We start from the raw sequence: 20,946 nt of genomic DNA, 5'->3' as shown, positions 1-20,946 counted from the left end.
GTCTCCCCCTCATGATGTGTTCTTTGTTGTCAGAACTTCTGGTACTCAGTACATGATATTGGAGAAGACGAAGAAAATCTCAAGTTATCCACAGATTTATACACAGCTGTGGATATTACACGCGTGTAATTACATGTTTTGAACGGCGAGATGTCAGACAAAAAATGTATCCACGTAATTATCCACACCTGTGGAAAGGAGTTGGGAAAGATTTCCCACAATAATCTCTTCGTGTGACAATAGTTACGCAGGTAGTGTCTTTTATTGACGATGAGCCAAAAAGTCGCGTAAAGTCATGAAGTCATGTGTGTGCAGTACACACACGGAGTCAAAGGAATTTGAGTCCGTCCGAGATTCGATAAGTGGGAGATCACCCATGTCTACCAAGCGTACGTTCCAGCCGAATAACCGCCGTCGCGCCAAGGTTCACGGCTTCCGTAAGCGTATGGCCACCCGTGCGGGTCGCGCAGTTCTTGCCTCCCGCCGTCGTAAGGGCCGCGCACGCCTAGCAGCGTAAATGTTGCCAGCCGCTAACCGATTACGAACATCGGGCGATTTTGCTCGAACAGTTCGTCATGGGAGGCGGAGCGGAAACAGTCTTGTCGTTGTCTATTTTTTAGAAGATAGCGACCATAACGAAGCCGACCTTTCTACAAAGGTCGGCTTCGTCGTGGGAAAAAAGGTCGGAAATTCAGTCATCCGGCACACAGTCTCACGCAAACTCCGCCACGTCGTTCGTAACTTCCTTGAAGAAGTCAAACCCGGAATAATCGTCGTGCGAGCAAACCCTGACGCGGCAACGGCGACGTCGTCAGAACTCCACAACGCTCTTACCCGGGCCTTACATCGAGCCCAAGCCTGGACCTCGGATAAATCATGATTGGACGTTTCCTCACCTGGGCCATTCGCTGGTATCAGCGAAATATTTCCGCCGGATTACCCCGGCGTTGCAAATACCAACCAACATGCTCGCAATACGCTATCGATTCCATTCGGGTTCACGGCGCAATAAAAGGTACACTTTTGACTGTATGGCGATTACTGCGATGCAATCCGTGGAGTCATGGCGGCGTGGACTGGGTACCTGAACCTGGAGCTTGGCCAGCAAAACCCCTCGGATACATCGAACTTATGGCGCACCGCGCTAAAGAAGAATCATCAGGCCACAGCGGCCATGGCGATGATTAACACACCGGCAACTGCCCCCAACTGAAAGAAGAACTGTGGATACTATCCTCCTCCCCATTAAGTGGGTCATCTCGTGGATCATGTTCGGCATTCACACCGTACTCACCACTCTTGGAATGAGTACCGGGTCTGGTGCTGCATGGGTTTTGTCCATCGTCGGTCTGACGATTATTATTCGAATCCTTATCATTCCACTGTTCAACAAGCAGATTCGCGCTATGCGCATGGGTCAAGAATTGCAGCCAGAAATTCAGAAACTGCAAAAGAAGTACAAGGGTCGTACGGACGCAGTTTCTAAGCAGCGTCAACAAGAAGAAATGATGGCACTCTACCGGGAGCATGGTACGTCACCATTCGCGTCCTGTATGCCATTGCTTATTCAGATGCCAATCTTCTTTTCGCTATTCGGGTTGTTGAATAACGTCAACTTGGTCTCCAAAGGCGCTGAAAGCATCGGTGCAGTTGATCAACGTGTGGCGACGGAGATCGCTAACTCTACGCTTTTCGGCGCGCCACTATCGTCGTCGCTCGGAACTGCGGGCTCATTCAATCTGACATTGAATGTCCAAGTCGTGACAGTGGTCTTGATCGTCCTGATGATGGCAACTCTGTTCTTCTCGCAGAAGATGATCATGACGAAGAACCTGCCAGAATCGGCTCAGGACCCTGATAACCCTGCATACAAAATGCAGAAGATGATGCTTTACGGCATGCCGTTGATCTACGTCTTCAGTGGTTTTGCTTTCCAGGTTGGTGTGCTTGTTTACTGGCTGACTTCCAACATTTGGAACATCGGCCAGCAGTACTGGTTGATCACCTACAACCCAACTCCTGGCTCACCGGCATACAAGAAGCGTCAAGAAAAGCTCCGTGCTAAGCGCATTGCGGCTGGATTACCACCAGAAGAAGAGCCTGCAGAGCCAGTTCAGCCACGTATTCAGCCATTGGGTAAGGAACGTTCGAAGAAAGCCGGCGGTAAGAAGATTCCAGCTGAGCTACAGACCCAGGAATCCTTCTCTGAGAGCCAGTCTGGTGAGGTTCGTGGACTAGACGGGCTGACTGATGCTGAGCGTGCACAGAAGCGATACGAGCGTCGTATGGCGCAACGCCAACGTGCGAATGAAAAGAAGAAAGCTCGCCAGCAGAAGGCCAAGCAAAACAAGAAGAATCGTAATTTTTAATCGTCTATCACAGATGAAATTAACTCGAAGGAATCATCATGACTGAAGAAAATGTTGATATGCGGGCGTTGCTCGACGAAGAAGGCGATATTGCTGCAGATTATCTAGAAGAACTTCTCGATATTACTGATATTGACGGCGATATCGAAATTACGGTTGAAGCTGACCGTGCCGCTGTAGGAATTGTTGCTGACGACGGTGGAGATCGTCGATTGAAGCGCCTGATCGGTAAGCAAGGAGATACTCTCGATGCTATCCAGGAGTTGACCCGGTTAGCTGTTCAACAACAGACCGGTGAGCGTTCGCGTTTAATGCTCGATATCCTTGGCTACCGTCAGCAGCACCGTCAAGAAATCGCTGAGATTGCTCACGAAGCAATCGATCGAGTCGAGGAGTCAGGTGAGCCTGTAGCATTGAAGCCAATGAACCCATTCGAGCGCAAGGTTGTCCATGACGTCGTTGCAGAAGCTGGCTTGTTCTCGGATTCATCCGGTATCGGTGCTGCTCGTCATGTGGTTATTTCCTTGCCCGACGAGGAAGTTGATGACGAAAACGATGTTTTAGCGGAAAGTACTCAATCAGAAGATTCAATCGATGCCGTCGAGTGACCTCAATAGTTTTGGCCCGCATGATGCGGGCCAAAACTATATCTGTCAAAGTGAAGCAGGCGGTGGGTCCACGTTTATAAGTTCACGTCTCACTGAGGAAATCGTCATTTACCGGGTTTGTGGAGTTGATATGTTACTTTACTGAGCGTGTGAGTATCTGCTTTTTCGTTGTTCGACGATGTGTAGCTTTCGACCCTGCCGTATACTCCGGTATACTCATCGGTTGTATAGGTCAATCATTGTCTATTTCTATAGCCATCATTGCGTGATTCATATTTTTGATAGCTTCTAAGCATCATTATTTATCTTTGGAGTTTTTAATGCATGTTGAACATGTGCCACACGGTGGTGATCGACATTTCGGTGTGGATATCTGGGATCGTCTTGTTCGATTTGCCCAGCTTTTAGAATCTGAAGGAGAACTTCGTGGTTTGATCGGTCCTCGAGAAATGGACAAGTTGTGGTCTCGACATATCCTTAACTCCACCGCCATTCTCGATTTTGTTCCAGAAAATTCCTCCCTCATCGATGTGGGATCGGGTGCTGGTTTTCCAGGTATTGTTACAGCTATCACGCGCCCAGATGTCACTATCCATCTTATTGATTCTCTCGGCCGTAGAACGGATTGGCTGTCCTATGTGGTGCAGGATCTCGATCTCCCTAATGTTTTTGTTCACCATAATCGAGCTGAGGAACTTCATGGTCAATTGGTAGCTGATATTGTCACTGCTCGTGCCGTAGCTGCACTCAAGAAGTTACTTCCGTGGACCATGCCGTTAGTTAAAAGTAAAGGACAATTAGTAGCTCTTAAAGGTGGTAGAGCTGAGCAAGAAATCGACGATGCGCATAAAGAGTTGCGGAAATTCAAAGCGGCTTGGGCTGAAGTACATGACATTGATGTCTGGGGCGCTGATGAAGGAACTCGTGTTGTTGTTGTAGAGAAGCTCTAGACTACTCTCGTAATTTGATAGATCTTTATATGTTTCACGTGAAACTTATAAAGATTCCTTCTCATTTTCAACATATTGGTGATCATCGCCTTTTCGGGTGCTGATCTTTAATATTTTACGAATAGCGTATTCGTAATAAATATTTGATAATGTTGACCTTCTCATTGGAAGAACGTTTCACGTGAAACAATAGAATATCTTTTTGTTTGGTGAAAAAGGTACAGAAGAAATAACGAATGATGAGGTCCGTCATTAGTTTTCCACAGATCTCATGCAGAAATCCCCAATTGTGGGAAAGTCTGTGGATAACATCCTGCTGTGGTTTGAGAGGTTACGAAACCGTCGTTTCCTAGTAGACTTAGATTAATTAAATGATAGGAGCTTTTTGGATGGTCGATCCGCGAAAACGTGCTGCAAGATATTCTGAAGATTCTGATACTTTTCCTGATGCGACATCGTTGTTCAACGACATCAATTCCCCTGTAGGGGCTGATTTATTGCGGGATAGAGAGTTGATGCGCAAACTTGAAAAGGCGCATTTCCGTAAACCCGACCGAACACGGATCATTACTGTTGCGAACCAAAAAGGAGGCGTTGGAAAAACGACCTCTGCAGTTAATGTCGCTGCTGCTTTAGCTCAGGGGGGCTTGAAAGTCATTCTTATTGACGCAGATCCCCAAGGCAATGCGACAACTGCACTCGGCGTTCACCATATCTCTGGAACGCCATCGCTATACAACGTCCTTGAAAATGAGATGCAACTAGTTGATGTGCTCCAGCCGTGCCCGGACGTCCCTGGGCTACTCGTTGCTCCTTCAACGATTGATTTATCGAGTGTTGAAATTTCGCTTGTAATGCAAGAACGCCGAGAATACCGACTTCGGGATGCGGTACAGGCACTCCTTGAGGATTCTCGTCATGGTAGCAACCAGGTTGATTACATTATTATCGATTGTCCACCTAGCTTAGGCCTTCTCACACTCAACGCGCTTGTTGGTGCTGATGAAGTGATGATTCCTATCCAAACTGAGTATTATGCTTTAGAAGGTCTCACACAATTGATGAAGACCATTACAATGGTAAAAGAATCGTTGAATCCGGCGCTCCACATTTCGACGATCTTATTAACGATGTTTGATCGACGTACCAATCTGTCCCAAGATGTTGCTGCTGAAGTTCGAGAATTTTTTCCACGCGAAACATTATCGGTGGAGATTCCCCGAAATATTCGTATTTCTGAAGCACCGAGCTTTCAGCAGACTGTCGTTACCTACGATCCTCGCTCGTCAGGTGCTTTGGCGTATCGAGCAGCCGCATTTGAGATGACAGAGCAGATCGTTAAAGAGGAGAAGTAAGAATATGGCTGAAAAGCGTCGTGGTCTAGGACGTGGTATTGGAGCTCTGTTTCCAGCTGAGCAGGAAGAAACTCGCAAGCGTCCGATTGATATTTTCTTCAGTAATAGCGAAAAGAAAGAACCTTCGGGAGTATCGTCAGGACAAGAATCGCTGAGCCAACTGCAGATTTCTGAGTCTAGTGCAACAGTTGATAAATCTAAGGGAAAGAGTGTAGCTGAAACGAGTATAGCTTCAACTCCCGAGATCGTAGAACCTGCTGAGCGACCTGATAAAGGAACAATAAAGACTGATAGCAAGGATGATAGATCCGCCACGAAACGCGCCTTAAAAGCTAAAAAGTTGTCAGCCAAAACGAACCCGACTGAAATTCAACCTGGTGACGATGCGCAGGAAGTCGATAACGCAGTCATTCACGGAAGTGAAGTCTCTGATCTCGATAATAATGTTTCACGTGAAACACGGGATTCCGTTTCACGTGAAACATTAGGTACCGAAGGATATTCCACTGAGCAAATAGATACCGGCGACCAGCAATTACAGCAGATTCCCGGAGCAACTTTTGGTGAGTTATCACTTGATGAAATTATTCCGAATATGCAACAGCCACGGCAGGTTTTTGATGAGGATGATCTTGCTGAACTTTCGGCTTCTATTCGGGAAGTCGGAGTTCTACAACCGATTGTTGTACGTCCTTTAGCGAGGCCGCTCGAAGAATCTCCAGAAGTGCGCTATGAATTGATCATGGGTGAGCGACGCTGGCGTGCGTCTCGTTTGGCTGGAAATACGACTATACCAGCTATTGTGCGCCATACAGACACTGGGGATATGCTCCGCGATGCTCTTTTGGAGAACTTACATCGTGCACAATTGAACGCTTTGGAAGAGGCTGCTGCTTATCAGCAGTTAATGGAAGATTTCCAATGTACTCAAGAAGAACTATCTCGTCGGATTGCGCGTTCACGACCACAGATATCTAATACTCTACGTCTTTTGAAATTACCACCACTTGTCCAACGCCGTGTTGCTGCGAACGTCATTTCAGCCGGTCACGCACGTGCACTTCTCGGACTTTCGGATCCTTCAGCGATGGAACGTCTTGCGCAACGAATTGTTGCAGAAAACTTGTCTGTCCGAGCTGTAGAAGAGCTCGTAGCAATGGATGACGGTGGAGATACGCCGAAGAAAACAGCCCGTTCCCGAACGTCCCGCTATCAGCCGGAGTTGACCGGCTTAGCCGTACGATTAATGGATCGTTTTGACACCCGAGTCAAAGTTGTCATGGGGCAAAAGAAAGGGCGCATCTCGATTGATTTCGGTTCTATTGATGATCTTAATCGTATCTTAGAGATGATTAATGAGAGCTCCGTCGATGTTTCACGTGAAACATCGGGTCAATGATTCAAGTGTAAGTGTAGATTGAGGAAAACAAACTTTTCTTCGAAGCTATGTTATTAAGCCGAGTTCAGTAGATAATTTGTGAGGGAAGATCGCTAGGATCTTCCCTCACAAATTATCTCGGCCGTAATTATATGTGAAGCTCGTTCACTAGGTGGAACTATTTAGGATCAATAATGAGCGTAGATGGGCGATACCTAGGCGGCTTAGCTACTGAGCGGCTTGAACTACTGCGTGGTTTGAGCTACCAAGCGGATGAAGCTAATGACTCCAAGGACCCAACGCTAAACGGATTCCTTGTGAGACTACCCGATACGATCAGTAAAAGAGTTGTCTTGAACGATCCTATTCCTAGATTAAATCTAACCTCATCGATTGATCTTTCTCGTGACTTCAACTCAAGATGAACGAGCAAGCTCTTCCTGGATAGTTTTAGCCAGACGCTTGACACCTTCAGTGATTTGCTCTGGTGTCGGATAACAGAAAGACAGCCGGATATGATCTGAACCCTGGCCATCGGCGTAAAATGCTGTACCCGATACGTATGCAACGCCATTATCTACAGCACGTGGAAGCATTTCTCGAGCATTAATACCATCAGGAAGCTTTACCCAGATGTAGAAGCCACCGCCAGGAACTGTCCACTCACACTGCGGAAGGTAGGTTTCTAAAGCTTCGTTCATCGCATTTCGGCGGTCACAATACATGGCCCGGTAATCCTTAATTTGACCAAGCCAGTCGTAGGTACGCAAATACTCAGCGATCGATAGTTGACCAACCTTCGTAGGAGAAAGTACCGCATTTTCATTAGCAAGAATAAGTCGGGCAGTGAGTTCTTCGCTGGCAAGTGCCCAACCGACCCGATATCCGGGGGCGAAAATCTTCGAGAAAGATCCTAGGTAGATAACGCCGTCGGGATTCCAATTATAAAGCGCCCGGTTTGTCTGGTCGTCGAATCCGAGCATTCCATAGGGATTGTCTTCAAGGATGATGACCTTGTGGCGTCGAGCTATTTCGACGATCTGTGGCCGACGTTCGATAGCCAAGCAAACACCACCAGGATTATGGAAGTTCGGTACTGTGTAAATGAACTTGACTGGCTTTCCCGCCTCTTCGAGTTCAGTTAAAGTGCGTTCGAGTTCTCCTGGAATGAGTCCATCGCTGTCCATCGGGACATGGACGACGTTTGCTTCGTGTGCAGCAAAGACGCCGAGCGCGCCAACATACGATGGTGCTTCGGCGACGATGATATCACCAGGATTGACAAGTACCTGGGTGACGATATCTAATGCGGCTTGCGAACCAGTTGTCACAGTTATCTGGTCTGGTGATGCATGGACGCCTTCTTGTTCGAGGAGGTGAACAATTTGTTCGCGTAACTCAAGTTCGCCTTGGCCCCCACCATACTGGAGTAGTTGAGTTCCTCGTTCTTTCATCAGTTTTGCTGACATCTCGGCGAGAAAATCCAACGGCAATCCAGAAATATTGGGCATACCACCCGCGAGCGAGACGACCTCTGGACGATTTGCTACTGCGAAAAGCGACCGTGTCTCAGATTGTTTCGTGTTCAGAGCACGATTGGAATATACATGTCCCCACATTTCTTCTTCGCCGTGAGGGTCAATTGGATGGAAAGGTTCCGAGCTATCACCGCTGGCAGCGGCGGCAGCGGCGGAATTAAGGATATGTGTGCTGCCATCCGTTTGTTCTGCCATTTTTACTCCTTTGTTACACGAGCTTTATTGCTGTGTATCTCTAACGCGGTGATGAGATCACTACGTAATGCCAGTTTCGGTCTCGCTCCGATGAGAGTTATGAGATCCTGGCTGTTTGTTGATAACTGGATAGTAGGAACTTTTGTTATACCGTGAGTTTCCACAGGTGCTGGTTCTTGATCGACATCAACAACCAGCACACGAAGTGGTGTTCCCGATAACTCAGGTACGTTTTTTACGTGGCGGTCCAGATCTAATGCTACTTCATCAAATATATGTCGCATCTGTTTGCTTGGGAGTGACCATGATGCGAAATAGAATCGTAGCGTTATCTCAGAATCTGCTACATTCATGGCTTCGTTACTTATTCAGCCTCCAAGTTAATCAAGTAAGTCTCGGCATCGAGCGCTGCTACGCATCCGCTACCGGCAGCTGTCACAGCCTGCTGGTAAGTAGAGTCGACGACGTCGCCACAGGCAAAAACTCCTGGAATGGAGGTTTTTGCAGAAGGCGAATCAACCTTGATATAGCCGTGCGAATCTAGGTCAACTTGACCGTTAAGAACAGCTGTTCGAGGATCGTGACCGATTGCAACAAACATTCCTGAAATGGGCAATTCTGATTGTTCTCCAGTTATCGTATCTTCGAGGGTAAGTGACTCGAGTCCACCTGCTCCGTTGATTTCAGCAACTTTGGAGTTCCAGTGCACCTTGATGTTTTCAATATCGGCGATGCGCTTGGCCATAACTTTAGAAGCACGCAATTCGTCACGACGATGGATGAGGTGAACAGTAGTACCAAAACGAGAAAGGAAGATTGCTTCAGTTACTGCCGAATCGCCACCGCCAATGACGGCGATTTCCTTCCCTTTGAAGAAGAAACCGTCACACGTCGCGCAGTAGGAAACGCCCTTACCAGAATAAGTTGTTTCCCCTTCTAGCCCAAGTTTGCGATATTCAGATCCCAGTGCGAGAATGACGGTTTTTGTGTGATAGGTAGCGTCGTCAGTGGTGACGGTTTTGATGTCGGAAGATAAGTCGAAAGAGATTGCATCTTCATAGCGAACTTCAGCGCCAAAACGCTCTGCTTGTTCTTGCATACGCATCATCAACTCAGGACCCATGATGGGCTCTGGCCAACCGGGGAAGTTTTCAACTTCTGTGGTTGTCATGAGGGCGCCACCAGCGGCAAGTGTCCCGGCAAGCACAATTGGCTTAAGTCCGGCACGTCCGGTGTAGGTTGCTGCAGTCCAGCCAGCTGGACCAGAACCGACGATGACGACGTCGTGAATTTTACTCATGAAAAACCTCTTTGCTTGTGGATATAACAGGTATAACTATATACGTATTGTTGTTGTGGATTATTCCACCGAAATGTCAGCCAAGGAAATGCGGTTGAGTCCCGCGTTATCGACTGGTAATTCAGTGAACCAGATGAGTAAGTCTGCGGTTACTGGCTTCTGATCGAAGGTCACTGTGGTCAGTCCATCGACTGGCCCTTCATATAAGAGTTCGCCAGCGTTCGGGTCAGCTCCAGTCTTAATTTGAACGTTGCCACCCTTTCCAGCAATATTCATAACTAACGCTGATACGTGTGCTTCTTTTTCGAAGATGGCGTGCAGTCCGATTCCGGAGATTGCACCCATCCCTGGCTCATTGAAATACCACGATTGCCAGACTGTTTCGGGGTTACCGTCAGCTATCCGTCCGACATTTTCTGGATAGTTCGGTTCGTCGTCGTCGGGGAAGAATTGGGCACTATCGGGGTCAACCAGCTCTACCGATGCGAGCGCTGGTTTTACAGCTGCCTCACCAGAGGCTTGTTTTGCTTCACTGTCTTGTTGTTCTGAGGTAGCGTCCTGGGAGTCTGGTAAAACTATCGAAACGTCCCGCAATGGCTTAAGTAAATTCGAGATTCCAAAAACAGCGGCAATAACTACGATAGCAACCAGGATGAGGATAACAAATGTTGATGAATTGATCGTCATCTTCCGTTTTTTCTGGATATTTTCACCAGCTGACTGTAGTGCACTAGATGCTTGAGAGATTTTTGCATTAAGGCTACCGTGTAGTTTCGTCGTCGTACTCGGTACAGGTGGCGTTATCTGTGGGTCGTCTTCAATGACGGCAACCGCCCGAGCTGCAACAACCCCTGGCTCATCTTGACCTTCTGAAGTCTCGTTAACCACCAGAGTTTCGCTATCTTCACGATTTTCAGCTGACTCGGAGGCTTCATCTGTCTGTGGTGCCGACGGCTCTATCTCGCCGATCTTTGGCCAAGAATCGATTTCCGGAGCATCTGCATCTGCTGAAATCCCCAGAAGTGTATTGATCTTTTCTGCTGCTTGTTCCGGGGTTTGTACAGGGTCATCGAGTAGCTCCGCATCGACGTCGGATTCTTTAGTATCGGCGACAGTGAAAACCTCGTCGGTGCCGGCGGTTTCCATATCTGAATCAGCAACAGGAGTTTCATCGGATGTAGAATTACCCTCACCAAGTTCGTTTTCTTGGTCATTGCCTTCTTCGGCCGTTCCGTTATCGTCGTCGAAAATCTTCGGGAAAGCGGTTGCCGAGAAATCAATAGCGATGTCGGCTGGCTCAGCCGTGTCCACAGCTATTTCTGGAACGGTTGGTGCAAAGTGTGAGAGTGCAGTGACATCGATGTCTTCCCACGGTACGAGTTCGAGTAGTAAGTTGTTGCTCGACGCAGGTGCCTTGCCTTCGAGATAGGTCTCTAGAATACTCTTAATTTCGGTCGGTAAGTCCGGGATAGAAACTGCATCTTGGATGAGGTCAGTATCGAGACTGTCGAAAGTTTCACGTGAAACATGGCGTCCAAGAAGCAGGCTCGCCATGAGGGACACGAGTCCTTCGGCTTCACGGCGATCGAGTTCAGGTGTTTCAAGATCACGTGGAACACTATTCATCACGGCATTGATGCCGTATCCGTCGATAACAACATTGCCGGCGTCGGTGATATAAATATCGTCTGCATCCAGAGCAAGATGCCGGATCCCTTGGTGTCGCACTGAATTGATCGCAGAGGTTATTTCGCCAATAATCGATCGAACGAGTTCGGGTTCGAGTGGTCGATCAGCCAGGAAATCAGACAATGGCCTGCCGGGTGGAACCTCGGTGAAAACGGCATAGTCACCACCTTGCCCGACGACGGCGACAGTCATCACCATGGAAGCAGCAACGTCGTCGCTATTTTGAAGATATGACGTACGCCGCGCGGCGTCCAATACAGCATCAACGTCCGGAAAATCAGGGTCGATTACGATAGCGCGGATCTCTACTGACCGCGCAGTATCGCGAGCGGCCCATACCGATGAACGATACCGATTTGCCCGTGTGGAGACGGGAAACATGAGTTCAAAACGGTCAGCTATGCGTTTTCCTGCAAAGGCATAGGTTTTACCCACAGTCGTCTCCTTATATGTTCATCTTTCAGTAGCTGGACACACTACAGCTTTAGTCTACTCTGAGTTCGGTAGATCCCGCGTGTTGTGGGTGTGGAGTCGTTGTGCGGTCGCGAGAGAAGCCGCGCGAGGATCTAGAGGTTGGGAGCGTCGCCCCTTCTTAATTGACTTATAGACGCCGGTGATAAACAGTGCTCCGACTAGTAAAGCGATCACCGCAGTCCCAGTATTTTCCCAATCGGCGCGCACACGAACGTGAACTTGGGAGGATTCACCGATAGTCAATCCACTTGCTGTGGTGATATTGACAGTGATGTTCAGATTTCCTGACCCCCATGCCTCTACTGGAATCATCGCTTGGGCGGAACTATTAGCTGGAATGGTTAGGCGATCAGAATCGGTTGGGTGTAAACGTGAATCTGGAACGTCGAGAGATACTGTCACGGTGATTGGATAATTATAGGAGTTCTTTACTCTCACGGGTAGTGAAGAACTGGTAGAAATCAAATTGATCGTCGACGATTTTTCGACCCTGATTGCCTGCCTATCGATAATCTTGAATGCGTCGATAAAAGTGTCACGGTTTTGTGGATCTTGACGCCAAGCGCTACTAAGAACAGTACCGGCGTACTTATCGATTGCGAGTTCGAGCCGGGAACCAACGTTGAAAATACCGGCAACTTGGTGAGCTACCGATAAAGCTTGGTCGTAATTCCGAAGGCCTTGATCGTTGATCTCGCCATTTGATATAAGAGTTTCCGGTAGATTTTCATAATCAAAATCCACGGTTGGTGTGGATAGAAGTGTGGTAAGCGAGGCTGCTTTATTCCAGGGAGCTTGCGCCAAGGCTGCAACGTTGCGTGCTGCATGAGGTATTTGCGGCGAATCTATTTTCGTTCGAGGTAATAGTACGGCTACAGCACGCTGGTTATTCGGTTGCTGACGGTACAACACTGCGGAGATAGCTAAGGCAGCTTGGCGGCTATCAAGTGGGTCAAGATCAATATTCTCGCCATTGACCAGCAGATGACCGTTGATCGCATGCGATAGTGTGGCGTTGGCGACGACGATAGGCATCGGTTCGCCGTCGACATCAAGCGTTGTGTGTGCGTCGTCGTTATAAAGCTGCGCAGAGGCGGGAACGAGCTCAGAATCACTGAGGATTGCGGTGGATATCCCGGAAGCTCGGACAGTTCTCAGCGTTGTGAGATCTGTTGGTCCAGCTGGAATGAACGTGTGTGGAATTCCAGTGCGCAGGAATTTGTTGACACGTTCGGGATTTTGTGAGTGCGCTAGGGCTGCAAGGTCGGCATCGAATGATGGTAGTGGTTGGTGTTCGGCAACCTTGAAATCTAGCTGTTGGTCACTCATTGGGTCGGACATGATGGTGACGCCCGGGAAGTCCCATTGTGCAGAAAAGTCTAATCCTGCTTGTGTCTGAGCTTTTTGGGATTCGGCGCCAGATTCGGTGTTTCCAGCGCCAGAGTTAGTGCTTCCAGTCCCGGATTCGAGGGTTTCGTTTTCAGTTTCGGCTAAAACGTTTCCGATGAGTTCTGGGATTGTTACGGCATGCGATGGCAGGGGCTGAACAACCGGTACGACTGCGGTAAAAGTCGTGCGCGTCAACTCAACATCGGGAGTAACGATGACGAACGAGCGATCAGATAGTTCATCACCGTCGCCAGTGAAGGCGTTGACTTCGATTCCGCGCGGCCCCCAGGCACTAGCAGTATTTGCCCATTCGATAGTTGAACGTGGAATAGTGAGCGTGTGGGTGATGCTTTGGCCAGCGGGTATGGCAAGTTCGGCGTCGGCTGAGAATAAGGAGTAGCCGTAGGTTCTTCCGGAAAGCCAGGTGGAGACAGCAACGGTCGTCGTTGCAGGCCAGGATTGGGATCGGACATTGAATCCGGTAATAGTCATTGGTTCGCCGGTGGGGTTTATCAGCTCGACGCTGAGCGTAAGGTCCGCCCCGGGAGCAAGTGTTGGTTCGCCGACTGAGGTGATGGTCAGTTGTGGTTCTTGCGGGCTGGCGTATGCGAACGTGGTTTGGGATATGGGTGAGTGGGTGGGGAGGAAAACCCCGCCCAGTGGAATAGCCACTGCGGTGAGCGTTGCAAGGATGCTATTGACAATCTGTCGTTTCATCTACGCCTCCAGGAGTGTGCGTGCGACGCTGATGATGCGTCGTTCGTTTGGGTATGCGAGGCGGGCTGCCACCTGATCGATACGTACCCATTCAACCATTTCAGCTTCGTGGTCCGGATCGTTCTCGACGGTGAGAGTGCCGTGGAGAGCTTCGAGGAGGAAGTGGTGAACGACCTTATGGACTCGCCGGTCGTGGCCGGAGAACCAGTAGTCGATGGAGGCTAGGTGGCGCAGGACGCGCCCGGTGATGCCGGTTTCTTCGGAGATTTCTCGCACGGCTGCTTGTTGTGCGGTTTCGAGGCCTTCAAGGTGGCCTTTGGGTAGGCACCATTCGAGGCGTCCGCCGCGGTTCCTACGTGCGATAACGGCGACGTAGGCGCGACCTTCTTTTACTGAAATAATGACTCCACCAGCTGAGGTTTCGTTCACAATGGGTAGAGGTGAACGCCGCGCCGAATGGCTTCGACGCGGTCCGTTTGGTGGCGGAGCCGGATATTTTCGCGACATAACTTCTACTTCACAGTCGCTGAGAATGTGCTTAACAGCGCCTTTCGTGGCACTCTAGGAGGGTGACTTCAAGCGATTCTGTATTCAATTCTCATACGACGACGACGGACACTGATGTTAATCAGCGTGCCCGGCTACTTACTCAAGCGCATCGGCGCCTCAGTGAGTTGCCTGCGGCAATTCTGGAACTAGGTTCTATTTTCGCACGTAATGGCTACGAATTGGCAATGGTAGGTGGACCTGTTCGCGATGCGCTTCTTGGTTTACCGATTCATGATTATGATTTCACGACGTCGGCGCGCCCTGATGAAACCGAACGGTTGCTAGCATCGTGGGGTAGTGCGCATTGGGATATTGGTCGTGATTTTGGCACGATCGGAGCCTCAAAAGACGGTTATGTGGTTGAAGTCACAACATACCGTACGGAGGAGTATGACGCCGACTCTCGTAAGCCGGGAGTCCACTACGGCGATACCCTTGAAGGTGACGTCACCCGCCGCGACTTCACTGTCAACGCGATGGCAATCCGCCTTCCATCTATGGAACTTGCAGACACAACCGGCGGCCTCGACGATCTGATCGCCGGGGTTATACGCACCCCGGTTACTGCCCGGCAAAGTTTCGACGACGATCCGCTGCGCATTATGCGTGCCGCGCGCTTCACTGCCCAACTTGGTTTCGAGGTTGCCGACGACGTGCGCGAAGCCATGACCGATATGGCACAACGTCTCGAGATCGTCTCTGTTGAACGAGTCCAATCCGAACTTCACCGGCTTATTATTTCGTCACACGCCCGCAAAGGTCTTGAGCTTCTGGTCGACACTGGCGTCGCCGATATCGTTTTGCCAGAACTAGCCCAACTGCGTGACACCGTCGATGAACACGGGCTGCATAAAGACGTCTACACACATACTCTCACCGTGCTCGATCAGGCGATTGCTCTCGAAACTGATGACGACGGCGAAGTACCTAGCCCAGATTTTATTTTGCGGTTCGCCGCGCTCATGCATGATATTGGCAAACCAGCTACTCGCCGTTACGAATCCGACGGCACTGTGACGTTCCATGCGCACGACGTCGTCGGCGCCCGAATGGTTGCCAAGCGCATGAAGGCGTTACGGTTCGATAAGGCGACGACGAAAGCTGTGGCACGTCTGGTTGAACTGCATTTACGATTCCATGGTTATGGAGAACAACGGTGGTCAGATTCGGCAGTTCGCCGCTATGTCGCTGATGCTGGAGCGCAACTAGAGCGCCTTAATCGTCTCACGCGCGCCGATGTGACGACCCGAAATAAGCGCAAAGCTCGCTGGCTCGCTGCTGGTATGGACGATCTTGAAGAACGTATCGCATTGTTGAAAGAACAAGAAGAAATCGATGCGATCCGCCCAGATCTCAACGGTCAACAAATCATGGAGCTACTTGATCTGAAACCGGGCCCGGAAGTGGGCCAAGCATACAGTTTCTTACTGGAGCTGCGCATGGAAGAAGGACCGCTAGGAGAAGAGGTCGCAACTGAACGTCTTCAAGCGTGGTGGCAGCAACGCAACGCTTAATCAATGATGGATGTGCATCTTAACCGGATCCTTCCCTATCCGCTCTTTCGTCAACTGCTCACTGTCAGGTTGTTTTCACAAATTGGAGACGGCTTATTCCAAGCAGGCTTAGCGAGTGTGATTCTATTTTCCCCATATCGGGCGGGGAATGTGGCGGATGTTGCGCTCGCGTTTGCGGTGATGTTGTTGCCGTTTACGGTGGTGGTGCCGTTTGTGGGTCCGCTTCTAGATCGGTGGGATCGACGTCGAATTCTGGTGTGGGGTAATTGTCTGCGCGCTGGTGGCGTACTGGGGTTAGCTGGGTTGCTGGCTATCGATCCTGGTACATCAGCTATATTCGTTGGTGCGTTACTGTTACTGGGAGTTAATCGGTTTATTTTGGCGGCGCTTTCTGCCGGGCTGCCGCATACGCTGCCACAGCGGCTGCTCGTGGTGGCGAATTCGATTGTTCCAACCGTAGGGTCGATTGCGGCTAGCTGTGGTGCTGCGATCGGTTTCGGGTTAACTGCCACGCTCGACGTTGGGGTGTGGCGTGATATTACCGCGTTGCTTTTAGCAGGCTTATTGTTCATTGCAGCGAGTGCGACAGCAGGGGCAATGCAGGAGCGAAGCCTGGGGCCGCGAGAGATCCGGCACTGGTCGGCACACCAGATTTTCACGCAACTTGCTGATGGGGTGCGCTACGTGATCGCGCAACGCACGCCCGGATATGCGCTTGCCTTAATGGCGTTGCATCGACTGCTCTACGGCTTGTCCCTCATGATGTTACTGGTGATGAGCCGAAATATATTGGTTGACTCGTCCGTGTCAGATTTTGCCACAACAGATTCTGGTTTTACGGTTTTCGCGGCTATCCTTGCCGTGTCATTTATCGGTCATGCGTGCGCGATTGTTGCCACACCTTTTGCACACCGGTTGATAGGCGCCCACTTATGGATTTTGGTGTGTTTGGCACTCAGTGCTGGCGGGCAGTTAGCTTGGTCATTCAGTTACCGGTTACCGCTCCTCTTCGTGGTTTTCGGAATTTTTGGGTTGAGTGTTCAAGGAGTAAAAATTTCGGTTGATACCATCATCCAACGCGATACGGCAGATAGATATCGTGGCCGGGCTTTTTCGCTTTACGACATGCTCTTTAACGCCGCTCTAGTAGGATCCTCGGTCTTAGCGACGATAGTGTTGCCAATATCGGGATGGTCACCAACAGTCAACATTGGCTGTGCCCTAGCTTATAGTGCAGGTGCGCTCATTTATCATAGTGTTGTTCGGTTACCGCACTAGCAGTGGTATTTTGGCACAATAGGAGCACGTATGCATATACGTCACTCTTATTTAAGGAGAACAGCATGAGTCAAGAAAAGGTTGACGACGCCGTCGTCGTCGCTGAGGACCACAATCGCCACGGTGATGGTGATGAATCCGTCGTCGACATGAACACCAACGGTTTCATGATTCTCGCTGTTTTAGCGTTGCTCACTGTTGTAGGGATAGGTGTTCATTCGATAGCTGACGTCTTCACGCCGTTGTTTTTAGCGTTCACGTTAGTGTTGGCATTGCGTCCCTTCGGCCAGTTTATGATGCGTCATCACCTCCCGTCATGGTTTGCCTCGCTAACAACGCTGGTCTTAACATTGGCAATTATCGTTGCACTACTGGCGTTAACTGTATGGTCGCTGACGCCTGTGCCAGACATGGTCGTTGAATATTCTGGCAAGTTCGAATCCACCATGTACGGATTTTTGCAGTGGTTGCAGGGTCAAGGTGTGAACACACGTGATCTGATGTCATATGCCAACCAACTCAACGTTAATTCAATCGTGGCATGGACGTGGAGCCTTATTGGCGGACTGTTCTCTGTAGCTGGATTGATGTCTATCGTTGCTATCGCAGCTTTCTTCCTAACAATCGATACGACGGTGACGCGCTCGCGAGCCGCCATCGTTTCACAAGATCATTGGAACATGGGCGAAGCATTGCGCGGTTTTGAAAAGCGGGTACGCCACTATTGGATCGTGACAACGGTTTTCGGACTTTTAGTTGCAGGTATCGATGGCATCGTTTTGCAGTGGATGGCGATTCCGCTAGCGTGGACCTGGGCCTACTGGGCTTTTATTACGAACTATGTGCCAAATATTGGTTTCGTGGTGGGTGTTATTCCGCCGATGCTCATTGGTCTTCTTGATTCTGGTTGGCAGACGATGGTGTGGGTCCTCATCGCATACACAGTGATCAACGTCGTTATCCAAACCTTGATCCAACCGAAACTAACGGGCGATATTGTCGGGCTTTCGCCGTCGGTCACATTCTTCTCCCTGATTGTGTGGACCTCGATTGTGGGTATGCTCGGATCAATTCTGGCTGTCCCGTTGACCTTGTTCTTTAAGGCTTTGCTTGTTGATTCGGATCCGCGTACTCGGTGGCTTGATGTGTATCTGGTTTCTGAAAACCAGGCCGGACGTCGTTTCAAGGATGGTTATTATGACTCAGCAGCAGGGCGTGAGGACGATCTTCCAGAATTCCTTAATCCGTTTTCGGAACTTGAACGTAAAGCACGGATGCATTATCGGCCGAAGCTCGAAGCGTTGAGCCGGCAGTTGAAGCGTTCGTCGAAGAAAGAAAGCAAGTAAAAGTGAGCCCAAAGAAGAAGACGAAAAAGCCACGTAAACGTGGATGGAATTATCCGCGGGCAGGCTATGGTCCGGTGCATCGGTGGATTCCTTCATGGCGAGTAGTTCTCGGCACGATATTTGCGTCCTTTGCGTTAGGTATTGGAACATTTATCGGGTTGTATGTGGCAATCAATGTCCCAGAGCCAGATGATTTCGCGTTGGCGCAATCCACCGAGGTTTATTACGGCGATGGGTCTGAAATGCTCGGGAAGTTCGCGGAAGCTGATCGGCGTTCGGTTGAGCTTGCAGATATTTCTGAAGCTTTACAGCATGCGGTTATTTCCTCAGAGGATCGTGGTTTTTACGAAAACAACGGTGTTGATCCGAAGGGTATTGCGCGAGCATTGTGGAATAACATCCAGGGTAACCCTACCCAGGGTGGATCGACGCTCACCCAGCAGTATGCGGAGCGTTACTATACCGGTCAAAATACGTCGCTGACCGGTAAGGTTCGGGAACTTATCTTGGCGATTAAGATCGACCGGGAGCAGTCTAAGGAACAGATTCTTAATAGTTATTTGAACACGATTTATTTTGGCCGCGGCGCATACGGAATTGAGTCTGCTGCACGGAACTATTTCGGTGTTTCCGCTAAGGATCTGGATATTTCTCAGTCTGCGTTGTTAGCGGCTGTTATTCCGGCACCGTCGGCGTGGGATCCAGCTGTTGATCCGGATACGGCGAAGGTGAAGTTTGACCGTGTTCTGCGGCGTATGGTTGAAGATGAATGGATTACTCAAGCTGATGCTGATGCTGTTGTGTTCCCTGAAACTCTTGATCCGAGTGCCTCGCAGTCAGGTATGAGCGGCACGGATGGTTATTTGCTTCAAGAGGTTCGTTCTGAGTTGATTAACGACGCTGGGTTTACCGATGAGCAGATTGACCGTGGTGGTTTTACGATTGTGACGACGATCGATAAGGCGAAGCAGCAAGCTGCCGTAGATGCGGTTAATTCGCTTCCTGAGGATCGCCCGGAGAATAACTATGTGGGTTTGATGTCGGTTGATCCAACGAACGGTGAAACTGTGGCGATGTATGGTGGCCGTGACTATGCGACCCGGCAACGCAATAGCGCTACCCAAGATCGTGCCCAGGCAGGATCGGTGTTCAAGGTTTTTGGTGTGGCTGCCGCACTCAAGAGTGGGTTGTCACCTAACACGAGTTTTAGTTCGCCTGCTTCATATACGATTCCGGGAACTAATCTGACTTTCAGTAATTTCGGTAACGCCTCATTTGGAAACCTGCCGTTACGAGACATGATCGCCTACTCAGTTAATACTGGGTTTATTAAGCTTAATGAAAAGATTGGTCCGGCAGCTACAGCAAAGATGGCGGTAGATCTTGGTCTGCCGAAGGATCTGGTTGGGTTGGATAATAATGCTGGAAACATTTTGGGTTCGGCGTCGCCAACCGCTAAAGAAATGTCGCGGGCTTTGTCCTCCTTGGCTAGCGGTGGTCGCCGACCAAATGCGGTACATATTGTTCGCGAAGTGCAAGATCCACAAGGCAACGTGATTTATCGCGGCGATACTTCTTCGGAGCAGGTTCTCACTGCCGATGTTGCAACGATGGCAACTTATGTTATTCAAGGTGGTACTGCACCGTATGGAACGGCTTCCGATCTAGCAACTTTGAACCGGGATATTGCAGCAAAGACGGGTACTTCTACCGGTCCGCGTTCTGGGTGGGTAGCATCCTATACTCCGAACCTGGTTACGGTTGTTGACATGTATCAGGTGGGTGAAGATGGTAGCGAAGAGGATATCACCCCGTTTGGTGGCGTGAGCTTAGTGACCGGTTCTACGTGGCCGCAGCATATTGCGTTGAATTATTTAGAGGTCGCCTTAGAAGGTATGGAGAAACTGAAGTTCCCGAATGCGAGGAACATTATTAACAAGCGTTTCCCGCCTCCTCCTCCGCCGCCGCCAGTTGAGGAGCCGAAGGAAGAAGAGCCAGCCGTCGAGCAACCTGATGAGGATCCTTCGCAGCCAGTTCCGCCGCCGCAACCAATGCCAGCGCCGGAGAAGCCAGCGGAAGATGCTGGCGAAGGCAATGCTCCTGCAGAACAACCGAATAACAATGATCCGGAGAATCAAGACGGGGGAGCCAATCAACGAAATAATTGATAGCTGGGCCGTGATCTGATTGATTTTCGTGACGAGGACGATAGCGCTGTGTGGTGAAAAACGCACGGCGCTATCGTCATTCTTCAGGTAGTCTTTATACAGTGCGTCCAATGCGCACAGCATGACCCT

The 20,946-nt window shown here is 49.8% G+C and carries 18 protein-coding genes; 12 read left to right on the top strand and 6 right to left on the bottom strand.

Annotated features, from left to right (window positions below; translation table 11 throughout):
- The first annotated feature begins 376 nt into the window (after window positions 1–376).
- The 8 genes from rpmH (at window position 377) to JTE88_RS08965 (ending at window position 6,681) form a co-directional block, all read left to right on the top strand.
- Window positions 377–517, top strand: a complete 141-nt coding sequence (gene rpmH, locus JTE88_RS09000) for a 50S ribosomal protein L34 (RefSeq protein ID WP_013170982.1) — start codon at window positions 377–379, stop codon at window positions 515–517.
- Window positions 518–880: a ribonuclease P protein component gene (rnpA, locus tag JTE88_RS08995; protein WP_204424493.1), complete on the top strand. Its 363-nt coding sequence runs from the start codon at window positions 518–520 to the stop codon at window positions 878–880. It begins immediately after the preceding gene.
- Window positions 877–1,188 carry a membrane protein insertion efficiency factor YidD gene (gene yidD / locus JTE88_RS08990; RefSeq protein WP_204424491.1) on the top strand — a complete coding sequence of 104 codons (312 nt, stop codon included), beginning with the start codon at window positions 877–879 and terminating at the stop codon, window positions 1,186–1,188. Before rnpA ends, yidD begins: the two co-directional genes overlap by 4 nt.
- 35 nt (window positions 1,189–1,223) lie before the next feature.
- A complete protein-coding gene (gene yidC, locus JTE88_RS08985) occupies window positions 1,224–2,369 on the top strand; it encodes a membrane protein insertase YidC (RefSeq protein WP_204424489.1) in 1,146 nt (381 codons plus the stop codon).
- 38 nt (window positions 2,370–2,407) lie between these two features.
- Window positions 2,408–2,977 (top strand): Jag family protein, encoded by a 570-nt coding sequence (locus JTE88_RS08980; protein ID WP_204424488.1) that lies wholly within the window; start codon window positions 2,408–2,410, stop codon window positions 2,975–2,977.
- Between the two features lie 320 nt (window positions 2,978–3,297).
- Window positions 3,298–3,927: a 16S rRNA (guanine(527)-N(7))-methyltransferase RsmG gene (gene rsmG, locus JTE88_RS08975; RefSeq protein ID WP_204424486.1), complete on the top strand. Its 630-nt coding sequence runs from the start codon at window positions 3,298–3,300 to the stop codon at window positions 3,925–3,927.
- A gap of 371 nt (window positions 3,928–4,298) precedes the next feature.
- Entirely contained in the window at window positions 4,299–5,282 is a 984-nt protein-coding gene (locus tag JTE88_RS08970; protein ID WP_420826934.1) for a ParA family protein, read from the top strand.
- A gap of 4 nt (window positions 5,283–5,286) precedes the next feature.
- Window positions 5,287–6,681, top strand: coding sequence for a ParB/RepB/Spo0J family partition protein (locus tag JTE88_RS08965; protein ID WP_204424484.1), 1,395 nt, complete (start codon window positions 5,287–5,289; stop codon window positions 6,679–6,681).
- 395 nt (window positions 6,682–7,076) lie between these two features.
- On the opposite strand, the gene JTE88_RS08960 is transcribed toward JTE88_RS08965, so the two are convergent.
- From JTE88_RS08960 to JTE88_RS08935, 6 genes are read right to left on the bottom strand one after another with little or no spacing between them, the layout of a single operon-like run.
- The gene (locus JTE88_RS08960; protein WP_204424482.1) at window positions 7,077–8,393 is read right to left on the bottom strand and encodes an aminotransferase-like domain-containing protein; all 1,317 of its coding nucleotides are present in this window, start codon (window positions 8,391–8,393) and stop codon (window positions 7,077–7,079) included.
- Between the two features lie 2 nt (window positions 8,394–8,395).
- On the bottom strand, window positions 8,396–8,746 hold the full coding sequence (locus JTE88_RS08955) for a thioredoxin domain-containing protein (RefSeq protein ID WP_204424480.1): 351 nt from the start codon (window positions 8,744–8,746) through the stop codon (window positions 8,396–8,398).
- Window positions 8,747–8,757: 11 nt separating this feature from the next.
- The gene (trxB, locus tag JTE88_RS08950) at window positions 8,758–9,693 is read right to left on the bottom strand and encodes a thioredoxin-disulfide reductase (RefSeq protein WP_204424479.1); all 936 of its coding nucleotides are present in this window, start codon (window positions 9,691–9,693) and stop codon (window positions 8,758–8,760) included.
- A gap of 60 nt (window positions 9,694–9,753) precedes the next feature.
- A complete protein-coding gene (locus JTE88_RS08945; protein ID WP_204424478.1) occupies window positions 9,754–11,817 on the bottom strand; it encodes a protein kinase family protein in 2,064 nt (687 codons plus the stop codon).
- 54 nt (window positions 11,818–11,871) lie between these two features.
- The gene (locus tag JTE88_RS08940) at window positions 11,872–13,962 is read right to left on the bottom strand and encodes a DUF6049 family protein (protein WP_204424476.1); all 2,091 of its coding nucleotides are present in this window, start codon (window positions 13,960–13,962) and stop codon (window positions 11,872–11,874) included.
- Window positions 13,963–14,469, bottom strand: coding sequence for an NUDIX hydrolase (locus JTE88_RS08935; protein ID WP_204424474.1), 507 nt, complete (start codon window positions 14,467–14,469; stop codon window positions 13,963–13,965). It abuts the gene before it with no gap.
- 62 nt (window positions 14,470–14,531) lie between these two features.
- On the opposite strand from JTE88_RS08935, the gene JTE88_RS08930 reads away from it, so the two are divergent.
- The 4 genes from JTE88_RS08930 to JTE88_RS08915 all read left to right on the top strand — a co-directional run bounded on the left by JTE88_RS08930 (window position 14,532) and on the right by JTE88_RS08915 (window position 20,817).
- The gene (locus JTE88_RS08930; RefSeq protein WP_204424473.1) at window positions 14,532–16,025 is read left to right on the top strand and encodes a CCA tRNA nucleotidyltransferase; all 1,494 of its coding nucleotides are present in this window, start codon (window positions 14,532–14,534) and stop codon (window positions 16,023–16,025) included.
- Between the two features lie 3 nt (window positions 16,026–16,028).
- The gene (locus JTE88_RS08925) at window positions 16,029–17,303 is read left to right on the top strand and encodes an MFS transporter (protein WP_204424471.1); all 1,275 of its coding nucleotides are present in this window, start codon (window positions 16,029–16,031) and stop codon (window positions 17,301–17,303) included.
- Between the two features lie 65 nt (window positions 17,304–17,368).
- A complete protein-coding gene (locus JTE88_RS08920; RefSeq protein WP_204424469.1) occupies window positions 17,369–18,649 on the top strand; it encodes an AI-2E family transporter in 1,281 nt (426 codons plus the stop codon).
- 2 nt (window positions 18,650–18,651) lie between these two features.
- Window positions 18,652–20,817: a transglycosylase domain-containing protein gene (locus JTE88_RS08915; protein WP_204424468.1), complete on the top strand. Its 2,166-nt coding sequence runs from the start codon at window positions 18,652–18,654 to the stop codon at window positions 20,815–20,817.
- Window positions 20,818–20,946 lie beyond the last annotated feature (129 nt).

The organism is Arcanobacterium phocisimile (assembly GCF_016904675.1).
Taxonomy (GTDB): domain Bacteria; phylum Actinomycetota; class Actinomycetes; order Actinomycetales; family Actinomycetaceae; genus Arcanobacterium; species Arcanobacterium phocisimile.
Note: the sequence above shows the minus strand (reverse complement) of the source record. Positions and strands in the feature narration are given on the sequence as shown.